This window comes from Desulfosporosinus burensis (assembly GCF_054657535.1).
Window position 1 is genome coordinate 22,461 of sequence record NZ_BAAHYN010000019.1, and the last position, 14,310, is coordinate 36,770.

Genomic DNA, 14,310 nt, shown 5'->3' on the forward strand with positions numbered 1-14,310 from the left:
CCGCCGTAAGGCGGTTTTTCTTTATATAATTTTTGAAAATGTCGGCATATTTTAGAGTGCTATGGGGTTAATGCAGATCTTATTAGAGAGATTTAACTAACAACGTCGAAAGTTGTTGCGTTTGTTTGACTTGACTAGACAAGGTTTTCTATTGCGCTAAGCTATAATGTTACCAATAAATGGGTAAGAGGTGGCATTATGGCAGAATGGGCAACGTTAAAAATGGATCGGAGTCTGGGAAGTAGAATCTCAGTTGAAGGAATGCTTTTCCCTTTGGTATTAGGCGGGTTGTTGGCGAGAGGAAGTATCCTAGGCCTCCATCCCTTTGGGGTCGCGTTCGGAGCTGCTTTGATATTGAGAAGAGATAAGGGATTTCCGTTTGGTCTATTGGGAATTCTTATCGGCGTGATTTCCTTGAAAGACCTTTCCTTCGCTTTGCAGGTGGTGTTTATCTTAGGGGCTTTGCTGGTGTCATTGCCCTCCATACGCAAAAAGAAGAGTCAGGGAACGTATTTGGTTATTCTAACGGGTTTGATGGCAGCCATTATTTCAGGCTTTGCCGTAAGTCTTGTCAAACCAGGTCTTTATGCATTCCTTTCAGTCGGTCTTTATAGTGTATTATCGGGAGGATTTGCAATCATTTTCTGGTTCGCTTTGAGCCATCAGGAGGCCATTTGGAGTGGTGAATTCCAGCGTGAGCAAGGAATAGCCTGGCTATTTATTCTCATCGGACTAATAAGTGGACTTCAAGGTGTTCAATTTATGGAAATCAATATCTCCGTGGTCTTGCTAAGCTTTTTTGTTTTATTTATATCTGAACGATACGGAGCGGGCACGTCAGCGGGTGTAGGTGCCTTATTAGGGTTTTTACCTCAATTATCGTTGAGTAGTCAAACTCTGATGGATGCGGGAATTTACGGTTTAGCAGGTTTTTGCACAGGAGCATTTCGTCGGTTTGGTAAACTAGGAATTGGAACAGCTTTTATAGCAGTAATGATGATGTTGACAGTCTTCTTGCAACAAGAAGTAATATATTCCCAACTTATTTCCTCTATCCTAGGTCTATTCCTCTTTTTATTATTACCTGGAGCTACTCCAAAAAAGGACTTTTTAAAACCAAAGGCGATTCCAGAGATTGAAACGACTGTTTCTAAAGTAAAGGCCTTAGCAGAAATTTTTGACGAAATTGCTTTAAGCTATCAAGCGGCTGAGTCAGAGACGTTTGACATGCGTCCAGAAGTTTCCGAATTGATGAATGTCCTAGTAGAGCGTGTGTGTCACTCTTGTCCTACAAAGGATGCCTGTTGGAATCGAGAGTTTTACAAGACCTACCATATTTTCTTTGAACTGTTTGCTTTGGTAGAGAATCAAACCGATGTAACATTACAGCAACTACCTGTTGAGTGGAAGCGTCATTGTGGGCGTTTAAAAGAAATTCTGTTAGGGGTTCAATTTATCATGGAACAAGAAAAGAGTCAGGAGACATGGCGTCGTCGACTGGTACTGAACCAAGAGGCCTTGTCACGACAGTTTCTTAATGTCTCGCATGTCATAGGAAATTTAGCTAAAGAACTCCATACTCAGCATAACTGGGAGATCGTCAAGCCATCAAATTTAGCTCGCCGTCGCCGACATTTCCTTGATGTAGGGGTATCGACATTTACTAAAACTGGCAATTCAATGAGTGGAGACAATTATGCTTCGATAGCTTTCTCGACAAGTCAGCATGCTTTTGTTTTGAGTGATGGTATGGGTGTGGGAGAAAACGCTGCCAAGTTAAGTGCTACCGCCTTGACTCTTCTGGAGCAATTATTGACGACAGGGTTTGAACCAGAAGGAGCAATTCAGGCACTAAACTCCATTCTAGTTATGCGTTCCCCCGAGGAAAGTTTCGTAACGATTGATATGGCTATTATTGATTTGGAATCTACGAATATCAAACTAATTAAAGTGGGAGCGTCTGCCACGTATTTGATCAGTAAGGATGGGGTTAAGTCGTTTGACTCATCTAGTCTTCCTGCGGGCATATTAAATCAGATTGATACTCCGGTTATTGAGACGAAGATGGAGAATGAGGAAACTTTAATACTATTGACGGATGGGGTTCAGGATGTTTTAAAAGAAGGTACGGATTGGATTCAAGAGTTCTTAGAGAGAATTGCCTATAATAAGTCTAAGTCTCAGGAAATCGCGGAACTTATTGCCGCGGAGGCTCGCCGCATAGGTGGAGGAGCACTTGAAGATGATGGGATCATATTAGTTATCAGGAAAAGTTGTTGGAGCGATTGAGGCGTATGTTTAAGGTAAACGAGGGGATGATAATAGGAAACACGCTACACAGGTGGAGTTCTGACTCCACCTGTGTAGCGTAGAGATATGCTGGATAAATTTACTTGCTAGCAGGATAACAGAAATATGTGTCGAATCAAACTATTATGTCTTATTGGAACTACTCAGAATCCTAAGTTTAAAACCTTAGACTGAGGGTGCTGCAGAGTTTTAAATTCTGGCTAAACGTAAGTCAATCAAATTAAATTAAGGGAGCGGATTAAAAAATGGCTTGGGATGCTACAAAACTTAAGGACTGGCAGATCGCCGAAGAGGCCGAAAAAAACATGCCTACAGTTGACCAATTAATTGAAACGTTGTCACTCAGAAAAGAGGAAATAATCCCCTACGGAAAAACACCAAAAGTAGACTTTCTGAAAATGATGGAGCGCCTTGGAGATAAACCCGATGGAAAATATATTGAGGTAACAGCTATTACCCCAACTCCACTTGGTGAAGGAAAAACTACGACGACGCTGGGTCTTATCGAAGGACTCGCTAAGAGAGGCAAGAACGTTGGTGGCGCAGTTCGGCAACCGTCCGGCGGCCCTACGATGAATATTAAGGGTACTGCAGCTGGTGGTGGAAACGCTCTGTTGATTCCGATGACTGAATTTTCTTTAGGACTCACAGGGGACATTAATGACATTATGAACGCTCATAATCTTTGCATGGTTGCACTGAATGCCCGGATGCAGCATGAAGCAAACTATACGGATGAAGAGCTTGCTAAGCGTGGCTTGAAACGCTTGGACATCGATCCTAAGAATGTAGAAATGGGTTGGGTTATTGACTACGCTGCTCAAGGCCTGAGAAATATTATTATTGGTATTGGCGGTAAAAAAGATGGCTTCCAAATGACATCTAAATTCGGGATTGCTGTTGGATCAGAGTTAATGGCAATTTTGGCTGTCGCTAAAGATCTTCCGGATCTTAGAGAGCGGATTGGTAAAATTATCGTTGCTTATAGTAAAACCGGCCAACCTGTTACCTCTAAGGACTTAGAAGTCGATGGCGCAATGACCGCCTGGATGCGTAACACGATTAATCCAACAATTTGTTACACAGCTGAAGGTCAACCAGTCATGGTTCATGCTGGTCCGTTTGCTAATATTGCTATCGGGCAATCTTCCATTATTGCGGACCGCGTTGGTCTCAAAATGTTTGATTATCATGTTACGGAAAGCGGATTTGCAGCAGATATCGGATTTGAGAAATTCTGGAATGTTAAAGCTCGCTTGGGCGGCTTAAAACCGGATGTTTCCGTTCTCGTAGCAACTATCCGTGCTCTTAAAATGCATGGCGGCGGACCTGCAGTCGTACCGGGTCGTCCATTACCTGAAGAGTATACCCAAGAAAATCTCGAGCTGGTTGAAAAAGGCTGCGCTAACCTGCTTCACCATCTTGGAATTATTAAAAAATCTGGAATCGTTCCAGTTGTCTGCATTAACGGTTTCTACACAGACACCCAAGCAGAAATTGACTTGATTAAGAAAATTGTTAGGGATGCAGGAGCTCGTTGTGCTCATTCTGATCACTGGCTCAGCGGTGGAGATGGTGCTTTAGAGTTAGCAGATACAGTTATGGATGCTTGCACAGAAGAATCTCAATTCAAATGCCTCTATCCATTGGAAATGCCGTTGCGTGAACGCGTTGAGCTTATCGCTAAAGAAGTTTACGGGGCAGACGGAGTAGATTGGTCACCAGAGGCAGAAGCTAAGGCTAAGAAATTTGAATCAGATCCCTATTATGCCGATTTCTCCACTATGATGGTTAAAACCCATTTGAGCCTATCCCACGATCCCACTCTAAAAGGTGTGCCAACAGGCTGGAGATTACCGATCCGTGATATCTTAGTCTATGGTGGAGCGAAATTCCTTTGCCCGATGGCAGGTACTATCAGTTTGATGCCTGGAACAAGTTCCGATCCTGCTTACAGAAGAATTGACGTTGATACCAAGACTGGTAAAGTTAGCGGCTTGTTCTAAGATTTTGTAGAGGCAATTCCATGAATTGCCTCTACAATGGTTATTAGACCAAATATTTTTAGGGCCTTGAGAAATCGGGCCCTTTTTATTATTCTAGTTGAGGTGATTCATGACTCAACCCTACTCTTGTCAATAATCAATTTAAAGTGTTAGAATAGTTAAGGAAAATAGGTTTGAAATTTTAATTTTTCGTAGAAGCTATAGCTACAACAATATCAATAACCATAACCATAGGTTAAGCAGGCAGATGGATTTGTATTACTATGGATTTTAATCTTATAGGCTGTGCCTGTTTCGTAAAGGGGATTGAAGGTATGTACGAAAAACTACGCACTCACATATTACCTCAACTGATCGATCCCAAAACTAAAGTTATGGTCGCAGTATCGGGTGGTCCGGATTCAATGGCTCTATGTCATATTCTTTGGAGATATGTACAAGAGGATTGGGCAAAAAGAATTTCCTTAGTGTTAACACATGTTCATCATGGTGTTCGGAAAGAGTCAGATTCTGAGTTGCGCCTTGTTCAACAGATGGCAGCGAAGTGGGGAATCCCCTGTCTAATTCACCGTTTTGATGCCAAAGGATTTGCTAAAACCATGGGTCAATCATTCCAAGAAGCGGCGCGAGAATGGCGTTACGCCCGTTGGAAAGAGGATATGCTCAGAGAAGGATGCTCACTTTTGGCAACGGCGCATCATCTCGGGGATCAAGCTGAAACTATTCTTTATCGCTTACTTCGAGGAAGTGGAACTGCCGGCTTGGCTGGAATATATCCGACTAAAGACTCGATCATACGCCCGTTGCTAACGTTTACAAAAGCCGATATTCTGAATTACTGTGAGCAGGAGGCAGTGCCTTTTGAGCTCGACCGGTCAAATCAAGACCCTATTTACGTACGTAATCAAATCCGGTTGGAGTTGATACCTGAGTTGGAGAGGAATTACAACCCTCGAATTCAGGAGGCCCTTGGTCGTACAGGAGAACTTCTTCGCTGGGATGAAGACTATCTAACTCAGCAAGTTGACGTTTTCTGGGAAAAGTACCATTTCAGAGATTCCCAGGATGCGATTGGCTTAAGCCGTGAGGTCTTTGCTGAACCGCCTGCCATACTGTCTCGCCTGTTACGCAGAGCGGCCACAATGGTCGCGCATGAACCCCGAGGGTTGGGATACTCCTATGTTGCAAAAATTATGGATTCCCTGGGAAAGATCGGTTGGATGCAGGATATACCGGGTATGACGATAAAAATCACGGCTGAGGGTATTTGGTTTAAAGGACCTGCAATATCTGTACAGCAAGATGAGGTTGTGTTTCCAGAGATACCTATAGTTATGGGGCAGTGGGCAGAGATTCCCTATTTAAACATAAATATTGGATTATTGAAGGAATGGAGTCCTGAACCCGTGAAGGATGATTTACAAGGGTTGGGGAATGTAGTAGCAGTTTTTGACCACGACCGCTTAGCTCAGCTCCCGATACAACTGGTGTGTCGTACACGTTGCCAGGGAGACAAAATGTGGTTTCAGGGTATAGGGCATAAGTCCCTCAAAAAGGTTTTTCAGGAGGAGAATATTTCTGTCGAAGCAAGAAATCATATGCCACTGATTGCTTGCGGAACAGAAGTGCTATGGATTCCCGGTGTTCGTCAGAGCGACCTTTACCGCCTTGGAAAAGAAGGCAAAAAGGTTTACTGTATTTTCAAACACAAGTGCGGGTCTAATTTGAATTCATTGTAAAACCTAATACTGCATGGTATAATATGAGGAATTGCTTTGTAATGAGGCAGTTTCCTAACTAGAGAGGAGGACCATATTTGAAGGTCTTTAAGAATGCGGCAATTTATCTTCTAATAATTCTCATGGCGATTATGTTAATTAAATGGTCGACCCCTCCCGTTAGCAAAGAGATTGGAATGGATTATAACGCTTTTAAAAAGGCAGTTGTCGAGGATCAGGTTAAAAGTGTCGTCGGTGTCGTAGAAGATAATTCTACTAAGTACACAGTCACGATGAAGGACGATAAAAAGCACGAGGTAGTTGGCCTGGCCAATGATCAACAACTAGCAACAGATTTATATTCCCGCGGCATTAACTTTGTCGTTGAACCACCCCCTAAGTCTCCGTGGTGGGTCGGACTTCTAACCACAATGCTCCCCATTATCATCATTGTTGGTTTGTTCTTCTTCATGATGCAACAGAGCCAGGGTGGTGGAAACCGGGTAATGCAGTTTGGGAAAAGTAAAGCCCGTCTTGTCGGGGAAGATAAGAAAAAGGTGACATTTGCCGATGTTGCCGGAGCAGATGAGGTTAAAGAGGAGCTTGAGGAAGTCGTTGAATTCTTGAAGCAACCGAAGAAGTTTCATGAACTAGGGGCGAAGATTCCCACCGGAGTTTTATTGTTTGGCCCTCCTGGAACCGGTAAAACCCTCCTTGCTCGTGCTGTCTCTGGAGAAGCAGGCGTACCATTCTTCAGCATCAGTGGCTCGGATTTTGTGGAAATGTTCGTAGGAGTTGGAGCTTCAAGAGTTCGAGATTTGTTTGAACAAGCCAAGAAAAACGCCCCTTGTATCGTATTTATTGATGAGATTGACGCTGTTGGTCGGCAACGGGGAGCTGGTTTAGGTGGGGGACATGATGAACGGGAACAAACCCTTAATCAACTTCTTGTAGAGATGGATGGATTCAACGGGAATGATGGTGTTATTATTATCGCGGCTACGAACAGGGCAGATGTCCTTGATCCCGCGCTATTACGGCCAGGTCGTTTTGATCGCCAAGTTGTGGTGGATGTTCCAGATGTTAAAGGGCGCGAAGAGATTTTAAAAGTCCATGCCAAGGGCAAGCCAATGACAACGGATGTAGATCTTCAAGTGATTGCTCGACAAACCTCTGGTTTTACAGGCGCAGACTTGTCCAACTTGCTTAACGAGGCGGCACTTCTCTCTGCTCGTCGGAATGAAACTCAAATTAGACAGCAGGCGTTAGAAGATTCGATTGAACGAGTTATCGCAGGACCGGAGAAAAAGAGTCGAGTGATAAGTCCATTTGAACGGAAACTTGTTTCTTATCATGAGGCTGGGCATGCCTTACTCGGGGAGCTCCTCGCTCATACGGATCCCTTACACAAGGTGTCAATTATCCCGCGTGGAAGGGCAGGAGGATATACTCTTCTTCTTCCGAAAGAAGACCGCAATTATATGACCAAATCCCAACTGTTAGATCAGGTAACCATGCTGCTTGGCGGTCGAGTGTCTGAGGCTTTAGTGCTTCATGAAATCAGTACCGGTGCCTCTAATGACTTGGAGCGGGCGACAGGGATCGTTCGGAAAATGATTACAGAGCTGGGCATGTCTGAAGAACTGGGCCCTCTAACCTTCGGTCACAAAGAAGAGCAAGTCTTCTTGGGCAGAGATATTTCCCGTGATCGTAGTTATAGTGACGCAGTGGCCTATTCGATTGACAAAGAAGCTCGCCGCATTATTGATGAGTGCTACCAGAATGCTCAGAATCTCATACAGCAAAATATTGATAAATTACACGCCATTGCTGAGGCATTGATGGAGAAAGAAACACTGGATGTTAAAGATTTTGCAGCTCTGATGGAAAAGTTTGTGGTTAATGTGGAGGCAGTCGAAGGTCGCGAAGTTTCTATAAGTTTAGAAAAGGGTAGTCCGCTAGAAATCGCTGAAAAAAGTGGTTCCCAGGATTCAGACTTGCCAAGTCAAACAGTGGATATCGAGGTAAATAAAAAATAGTGAACTCGTTCAACTAAAGTCGAGAAGCAGAGTACAGTGTACCACTCCCGCTTAATAGAAGTGGGAGTCTTACTAGATAAGATTCAGGTTAGATCACTTTGAGGGGAGAATCTGAGATGGAACGTACATTCATTATGCTGAAACCAGATGCAGTTCAGAGGGGTTTAGTGGGTGAGGTGATTGCCCGTTTTGAGAAGAAGGGGTTAAAACTCGCCGGCATGAAGTTGATTCAAGTGGATCGTGCCCTTGCTGAAGCACATTATGCAGAACATCGAGGCAAGGGGTTCTTTGAACCGACGGTCAGCTATATTATGTCCTCTCCGGTCGTCGCGATGGTATGGCAAGGGAAAAACGGGGTGTTGCTGGCTCGCGAACTAATGGGATCAACAAATCCAGCGAATGCCAATCCAGGCTCTATTCGTGGGATGTATGGGATGGATATTAGTCGGAATATCATTCACGGCTCAGACTCGCTTACAAGTGCAGAACGCGAGATAGCGCTTTATTTTAAACCCGAAGAACTCCTAGATTATCAAAAAGCGGGCGACGAATGGCTGAGTGAATAAGAAAAGGGACGCCCGCATGGGTGTCCCTTTATTAAACTAAATAATAAAATTCATTTCGGGGATAAGTATCCACGTTTAAGTTTAAGACGCCCACTGTAAGTGAGTGTTCCATGTTCAGCTTTAGCTGAACGAGTTCACTTTGTGAACAAAGCGGCCGATGCTATATAGTATGGAGGTGTGAAAGTGTATTTAGATAAAAAAGAACGCACTCTATTAGGTTTGGCCTCTGTTTTACTGGGATTTCTTTTCATAATTTTGATTAAGGCACAGGGAATTGCTGGAAGTCAGGTGTCGCTTCAGGAAACGGCAGTGCCCAGTCTAATTAAAACGGAACAAGAAAATCAACAACTCTCCACTGAGAATGAGAAGATACAGCAAGAATTGTTGAAATATGCCCAGGGTCAAAGTTCCTCCGCCTTGCTAAATCAACAAGTTCAAGAAGCTAGAATGAATGCAGGGTTAGTGGCACTTACGGGTCAAGGAATCAGGATTACTCTCAATGATTCAACACGCGTTGCCACCGGAGATGAAGATCCTAATATCTATCTTATTCATGAACAATACATTCGAGAGATTTTAAACGCTCTATGGAATGGTGGGGCAGAAGCTATTGCAATCAATGGTCAACGTGTAACGACATTTACGGAAGTGTTTTGCGGAGGGGCTTTTATCCAGATCAATGGGACCCGTCAAATGCCTCCTTATGTGATTGGTGCGATTGGTGATTCATACAATTTATCGGCAGCTCTTAAGTTTTATGGTTGGGATAGACTGGGTGAGTTTCAAGAGTTATATGGAATTACCCGTAAACTAGAGGTAATAAATGACGTCACAATTCCGGCAGGAAAACTTAGAGATTATCAGTATGCTGAACCTCTTAAGGAGGGATCTTAATGAAGCGTTGGAAAAGAAACTTAGCCTTGCCTGTCACCATGGTGGCAATCGCCTTAGGTTTTTTAATATCTCTTCAGGTTCAGACTCAAAAGAATGTATCCGCTGCTGAGCAGATTAGTGCGCAACGTATGATTCAGATGAAAGCTGTGCTGTCAAATTCTCAAGAGCAAAATGCTCAACTTCAGAAAACGCATCGCGAATTATCAGAGAGATTAGACTTAGCTCGGCAACAAGTAGGAACGGATCCTCAACTTCTTGTGCATTTGAAGCAATTACAGATGCACGCTGGGACTCAAGCGGTAGAGGGGCCCGGGATACAGATAAGTATTGATGACCGGAATAAAAAGGTTTTGTTTCCGCTCAGGACAGATGACATTTCTCGGATGATTAACACCTTAAAGTTGGCTGGTGCTGAGGCAATCAGTATCAACGATCAGCGGGTCGTTGCCTCGACGGCTATCGTCCTGAGTGGTAGTTCGACGATCTTGGTTAACCAAGTACCGATTAACCGTTCTGAGGGGATTCCTTATGAATTGACCGCGATTGGGGATCAAGACACGCTTTTGGACTATTTTTCAAAACTTGAAGCTGTAACCCTCAAACAGAATGGTTTGACTGTAAGCATCGCGAGGAAAACAATACGTATACCATCCTTCAAGGGGGCGTATTCATTTCAACAAGCAAAACCATGGGATGCTCTCATTGAGTAGGTTGATGAAGTGTAGGGAGTGACAAGATTTTGCATTCAATGGCCCGCGTTAACCAAATCTTAGAAAATGCGGATTACTTGAGCTACATGGAAAAGATCGAAGATTTGGAAAAGGGGCGTCCTTATTGTAAGCACGGCTTTGACCATGGATTAAGCGTTGCTCGGATCGCTTATGCGTATCTTCTGGAAAGAGGGGAACTTACCCTCTCGAAAGAGGGGGTTTACGCTGCTGCGCTGCTCCATGATATTGGCCGTTGGGTTGAGTACCAAACGGGTGAAGATCATGCAGAGGTAAGCGCACGGCTGGCTCTCCCCTTGCTTGAAGAGAGCAACTTTAGCTCAGAGGATATACCAGTGATTCTAACAGGAATTCGAGAACATCGCAGACATCATGACGGCAATCTGACCCTTTTGGGAGAAGCCTTGGCGATAGCGGATGATTGTTCCAGAGATTGTCGTCATTGTGCCATGCATACACATTGTCATAAGTTTAAACCTGAGATGAAACTGATCGTGTATTAGGGGAGGACATACAAATGCAAACATATGGCTTACGGTGGGTTACCCTCAATAATGTGTTAGAAGCAAAAATGGCCCTAACACAAATTGGTTCTGATCCTGGGGGAATAGCTCATATGGCTGGGAAAGCAGTAGGTAGAGCCATAAAATTAGAGCAGGTTCCTTTACGTGTAGCACATATTCTTAAACAGGAAATGCTCTCGGTGGGAGGGGATGCAGCTGTACACCGTGAGGTTATTACGAATAATGTGGAGGCCACTGATGTCATGTTGCTGGGTACAACTCGGCAACTGGAGAAACTGGTGCCAAAGATATTGGCCCAACCTTTTGGGCTTAAAAAAATTGGTCATGATTTAATGCTGTTACTTAAAACTCTCGAAACTTCGAAGATCCGCAGCTTGAATTGCCGAGGCTTGGAACTGAAGCTCGGGGAGCGCACATTGGTCATGGGAATTCTAAATGTAACCCCGGATTCGTTCTCTGATGGAGGCAGATACTTTAATCTTGAAAATGCCATTGAGCAAGCGGAACGTATGATTAAAGAAGGCGTGGATATTTTAGATATCGGCGCGGAGTCGACACGTCCCGGGCATGAGGAAGTGAGTCCAGATGAAGAGTGGCGTCGCATAGAACCAATCCTTAAAACTCTTTTGGAACGTGTCTCAGTTCCCGTCTCGATTGATACTTATAAAGCAAAGGTTGCAGCTAGAGCACTTGAAGCTGGAGCTCACCTGATTAATGATGTGTGGGGCTTGCAGAAAGATCCGGACATGGCTAGAGTTGTTGGTGAGTATAAGGCTCCAGTCATTGTGATGCATAATCAAGTAGGAATAACCTATCATCATCTTATGGGTGACATGCTGAATTTTTTAAGACATAGCATTGAACTAGCTGAAGCACAAGGATTATCAGGAGATCAAATTATTGTCGATCCGGGAATTGGCTTTGGTAAAACCACAGAGCAGAATCTTGAGGTTATGGCTCGATTGGCCGAGTTCAAAACCCTCGGACATCCAGTTTTACTAGGAACCTCTCGCAAATCTATGATTGGCAAGACCTTAAACCTAACCGTCGACGAGAGGGTAGAAGGTACTCTGGCAACTAGTGTTCTAGGTGTCGTTTCAGGGGTGGATATCATCCGTGTCCATGATGTTCAGGCCAATTGCAGAGCCGTGCAAATGGCAGATGCTATAGTGAGAGGGCAGAGAGGAGTACATTATGAGGGGGCGTGACGCAATTCATTTGCGAGGCTTAGAATTTTATGCCTACCACGGGGCATTGCCTGAGGAGCAAGTGTTGGGACAGAAGTTTTTGATTGACATGGACCTTTTTCTTGATATGAGCAAGGTAGGCTCTTCAGACCAAGTTGAGGATACGATCCATTATGGGGAGGTATATCAGGTTATCAAAGCTTGCGTTACAGAGAGTAGATTTCTTTTAATCGAACGTTTGGCCGAGGAAATTGCTGGACGAGTTTTAGGGCAGTTTTCGTGCCTCTCTGTACGGGTTGAAGTGCATAAACCACAAGCTCCGATTCCAGGGATTTTTAGAGATGTTTCCGTGGAGGTTTGGCGTGAAGCTGGTGGACAAGCATGAAGGTATATTTAGGGTTAGGTAGTAATCTGGGAGATCGAGCCTATTATCTTAGAGCGGCGATTTCGGCCTTGGCAGGTCCAATGATAACGATTAGGGCAATTTCCCGCATCTATGAAACAGAACCATGGGGTGTTATGGATCAGCCTCTGTATTGGAATCAAGTTCTGGAAATTGAAACAACCCTTGAACCACTCCAGCTTCTTCATTTTTGTCAGGGGATTGAGCTTCAACTGGGACGGGAACGAAAAGTTCATTGGGGATCAAGGACCATTGACATTGATCTGCTTTTTTATGATAATATAGTCAGTGAGACTGAAGAATTAAGATTGCCACACCCACTCTTGGAAGAGCGAGAATTTGTGCTTGCCCCCTTACGAGAGATTGCACCAAACCTCGTCTTGCCGTCAGGAAGATTGATTTCTGAGGTATTCGGAGAAGGGAAAGTCTACCCTTTGGCACCTGAAAATTAATACATCAATGAGTATCAGCCACATGTAAAACAGGTACTTTGAACAAAATGTGCGAACTGATGTATAGCAGGCGATATCTAAGGAGTCGTACTGTCTGGTTAGAATAGCACATCTTATAATTGAAATTTAATAAACAACTTTATATCTCTAAAACCGCTTGGATCTAATTTGACCGAGACGGAGGGTAAAAAAGAAGTACCTTCACGTTCGTGAAGGCACTTCTTTTTTACTAGTCAGGAAGAGTGAACTCGTCCAGCTAAAGCTGAACATCGAGTCTTCGGTGACGTAAGTCTCCAGTGGAGACTTACGCCGAAGGCGCAGAGCCACTGACGAATACTTTCGCGCCGTAGGATGGACTCTACCTCCTTCGCCGCTAAGTATTCCTTTTGGGAAAGGCTGCTCGGCGATACTCTCCACCGGAGACTATCGTACCGGAGACTATCGTCACCGAAGCAAAATAAGGAACACCCACTTATAGAAGTGGGAGTCTTACGATTGGATAAAGCCAAGCGATGCTCGCCAATTTTCTTAATAGACAAGTCGGCTAGGCGGAACGTTAATCTAGAGCTTAAAAGGAGGGGCGAGATGAAATTTGGAATTATTGGAGCAGGAATCGTAGGAACAGCCTTAGCAGTGCGGCTCGAAGAGGTTGGGCATGAATGTATCGGAGTTCATACCCGCAGTGATCGTTCATATCAGCGGTTTCGAAGTTATCTTAATAAAGATCATCTTTCCTTGGAGGAGCTTGTCCCTGCGGTTGAAAGTTTGTTCATTACCACGCAGGATGGTGTAATTCGCTCGATTGCAGAAACTCTCAGTGCTAGGGCTCTGATAAAATCAGGACAAGCATGGATCCACTGTTCTGGCTCACTACCGTCAAACATTTTACGAGTAGAAGAGAGCTTACCTGTCAGTTGTTTGTCGCTACATCCACTGCAGGCCTTTGCCAGTGTCGAAAATGCCTTGGCAATTATTTCAGGAACTCACTTCGGGATCGAGGGGGACAATGAGGAACTAGGTGAGGGGATCGTCAAGGATTTAGGAGGAATCCCCCATAGAATCTTGCCAGACCAAAAGACACTTTATCATGCGGGTGCAGTCGTGGCCTCAAACTATTTGGTGGTACTTGCCTCGTTAGCAGTTGAGCTTTTCGCAGAAGCAGGAATCCAAGGGGAAGAAGCTCTAGCCTCTTTGCTACCACTGATGAGAGGGACGCTTTTCAATTTAGAGCAGGTTGGATTGCCTCAGGCGTTGACTGGGCCGATTGCGCGGGGAGATGTTCAAGTAGTACAAGGCCACTTAAATCACTTGTCACCTAGACTAGTGGAGATTTACCAAAGCTTAGGCTCTAAGGCTTTAGAGTTAGGAGAAAGCAAGAAGGCACTGCAGGGGATAACCTACCCATTAGAGGAATTTGAGTTGTTGAAGTCGTTGCTTCGAAAATCGGTGCAACTGAATGACAACTAGAAAGGCGGAATAAGTA

The 14,310-nt window shown here is 44.3% G+C and carries 12 protein-coding genes; all 12 read left to right on the forward strand.

Translation table 11 applies throughout. The features are described 5' to 3' along the window. Window positions 1-198: 198 nt before the first annotated feature. Entirely contained in the window at window positions 199-2,289 is a 2,091-nt protein-coding gene (locus ACYQ3Q_RS24960) for a SpoIIE family protein phosphatase (RefSeq protein ID WP_459931150.1), read from the forward strand. Window positions 2,290-2,555: 266 nt separating this feature from the next. After that, on the forward strand, window positions 2,556-4,316 hold the full coding sequence (locus ACYQ3Q_RS24965) for a formate--tetrahydrofolate ligase (RefSeq protein WP_459931151.1): 1,761 nt from the start codon (window positions 2,556-2,558) through the stop codon (window positions 4,314-4,316). 314 nt (window positions 4,317-4,630) lie between these two features. Further along, window positions 4,631-6,055 (forward strand): tRNA lysidine(34) synthetase TilS, encoded by a 1,425-nt coding sequence (gene tilS / locus ACYQ3Q_RS24970; protein ID WP_459931152.1) that lies wholly within the window; start codon window positions 4,631-4,633, stop codon window positions 6,053-6,055. Between the two features lie 77 nt (window positions 6,056-6,132). Further along, window positions 6,133-8,073 (forward strand): ATP-dependent zinc metalloprotease FtsH, encoded by a 1,941-nt coding sequence (ftsH, locus tag ACYQ3Q_RS24975; RefSeq protein WP_459931153.1) that lies wholly within the window; start codon window positions 6,133-6,135, stop codon window positions 8,071-8,073. A 116-nt stretch (window positions 8,074-8,189) separates the two neighbouring features. Next, window positions 8,190-8,639 (forward strand): nucleoside-diphosphate kinase, encoded by a 450-nt coding sequence (gene ndk, locus ACYQ3Q_RS24980; RefSeq protein WP_459931154.1) that lies wholly within the window; start codon window positions 8,190-8,192, stop codon window positions 8,637-8,639. A gap of 183 nt (window positions 8,640-8,822) precedes the next feature. Further along, window positions 8,823-9,533 (forward strand): DUF881 domain-containing protein, encoded by a 711-nt coding sequence (locus tag ACYQ3Q_RS24985; RefSeq protein WP_459931155.1) that lies wholly within the window; start codon window positions 8,823-8,825, stop codon window positions 9,531-9,533. Next, on the forward strand, window positions 9,533-10,243 hold the full coding sequence (locus ACYQ3Q_RS24990) for a DUF881 domain-containing protein (protein WP_459931156.1): 711 nt from the start codon (window positions 9,533-9,535) through the stop codon (window positions 10,241-10,243). The genes ACYQ3Q_RS24985 and ACYQ3Q_RS24990 overlap by 1 nt, the downstream gene beginning before the upstream one ends. 38 nt (window positions 10,244-10,281) lie before the next feature. Next, window positions 10,282-10,764 carry an HD domain-containing protein gene (locus tag ACYQ3Q_RS24995; protein WP_459931192.1) on the forward strand — a complete coding sequence of 161 codons (483 nt, stop codon included), beginning with the start codon at window positions 10,282-10,284 and terminating at the stop codon, window positions 10,762-10,764. 14 nt (window positions 10,765-10,778) lie between these two features. Further along, entirely contained in the window at window positions 10,779-11,993 is a 1,215-nt protein-coding gene (folP, locus tag ACYQ3Q_RS25000; RefSeq protein ID WP_459931157.1) for a dihydropteroate synthase, read from the forward strand. Beyond that, complete coding sequence (gene folB, locus ACYQ3Q_RS25005; RefSeq protein ID WP_459931158.1) at window positions 11,980-12,357, forward strand: dihydroneopterin aldolase; 378 nt, start codon at window positions 11,980-11,982, stop codon at window positions 12,355-12,357. Before folP ends, folB begins: the two co-directional genes overlap by 14 nt. Beyond that, window positions 12,354-12,827: a 2-amino-4-hydroxy-6-hydroxymethyldihydropteridine diphosphokinase gene (folK, locus tag ACYQ3Q_RS25010; protein WP_459931159.1), complete on the forward strand. Its 474-nt coding sequence runs from the start codon at window positions 12,354-12,356 to the stop codon at window positions 12,825-12,827. Before folB ends, folK begins: the two co-directional genes overlap by 4 nt. Window positions 12,828-13,412: 585 nt before the next feature. After that, window positions 13,413-14,294, forward strand: coding sequence for a Rossmann-like and DUF2520 domain-containing protein (locus tag ACYQ3Q_RS25015; RefSeq protein WP_459931160.1), 882 nt, complete (start codon window positions 13,413-13,415; stop codon window positions 14,292-14,294). Window positions 14,295-14,310 lie beyond the last annotated feature (16 nt).

What these genes read in the sequence shown, in the direction of transcription:
- ACYQ3Q_RS24960 (WP_459931150.1), top strand. Translation starts at nt 199, where the DNA reads ATGGCAGAATGGGCAACGTTAAAAATGGATCGGAGTCTGGGAAGTAGA.
- ACYQ3Q_RS24965 (WP_459931151.1), top strand. Translation starts at nt 2,556, where the DNA reads ATGGCTTGGGATGCTACAAAACTTAAGGACTGGCAGATCGCCGAAGAG.
- tilS (WP_459931152.1), top strand. Translation starts at nt 4,631, where the DNA reads ATGTACGAAAAACTACGCACTCACATATTACCTCAACTGATCGATCCC.
- ndk (WP_459931154.1), top strand. Translation starts at nt 8,190, where the DNA reads ATGGAACGTACATTCATTATGCTGAAACCAGATGCAGTTCAGAGGGGT.
- ACYQ3Q_RS24990 (WP_459931156.1), top strand. Translation starts at nt 9,533, where the DNA reads ATGAAGCGTTGGAAAAGAAACTTAGCCTTGCCTGTCACCATGGTGGCA.
- ACYQ3Q_RS24995 (WP_459931192.1), top strand. Translation starts at nt 10,282, where the DNA reads ATGGCCCGCGTTAACCAAATCTTAGAAAATGCGGATTACTTGAGCTAC.
- folP (WP_459931157.1), top strand. Translation starts at nt 10,779, where the DNA reads ATGCAAACATATGGCTTACGGTGGGTTACCCTCAATAATGTGTTAGAA.
- folB (WP_459931158.1), top strand. Translation starts at nt 11,980, where the DNA reads ATGAGGGGGCGTGACGCAATTCATTTGCGAGGCTTAGAATTTTATGCC.
- folK (WP_459931159.1), top strand. Translation starts at nt 12,354, where the DNA reads ATGAAGGTATATTTAGGGTTAGGTAGTAATCTGGGAGATCGAGCCTAT.
- ACYQ3Q_RS25015 (WP_459931160.1), top strand. Translation starts at nt 13,413, where the DNA reads ATGAAATTTGGAATTATTGGAGCAGGAATCGTAGGAACAGCCTTAGCA.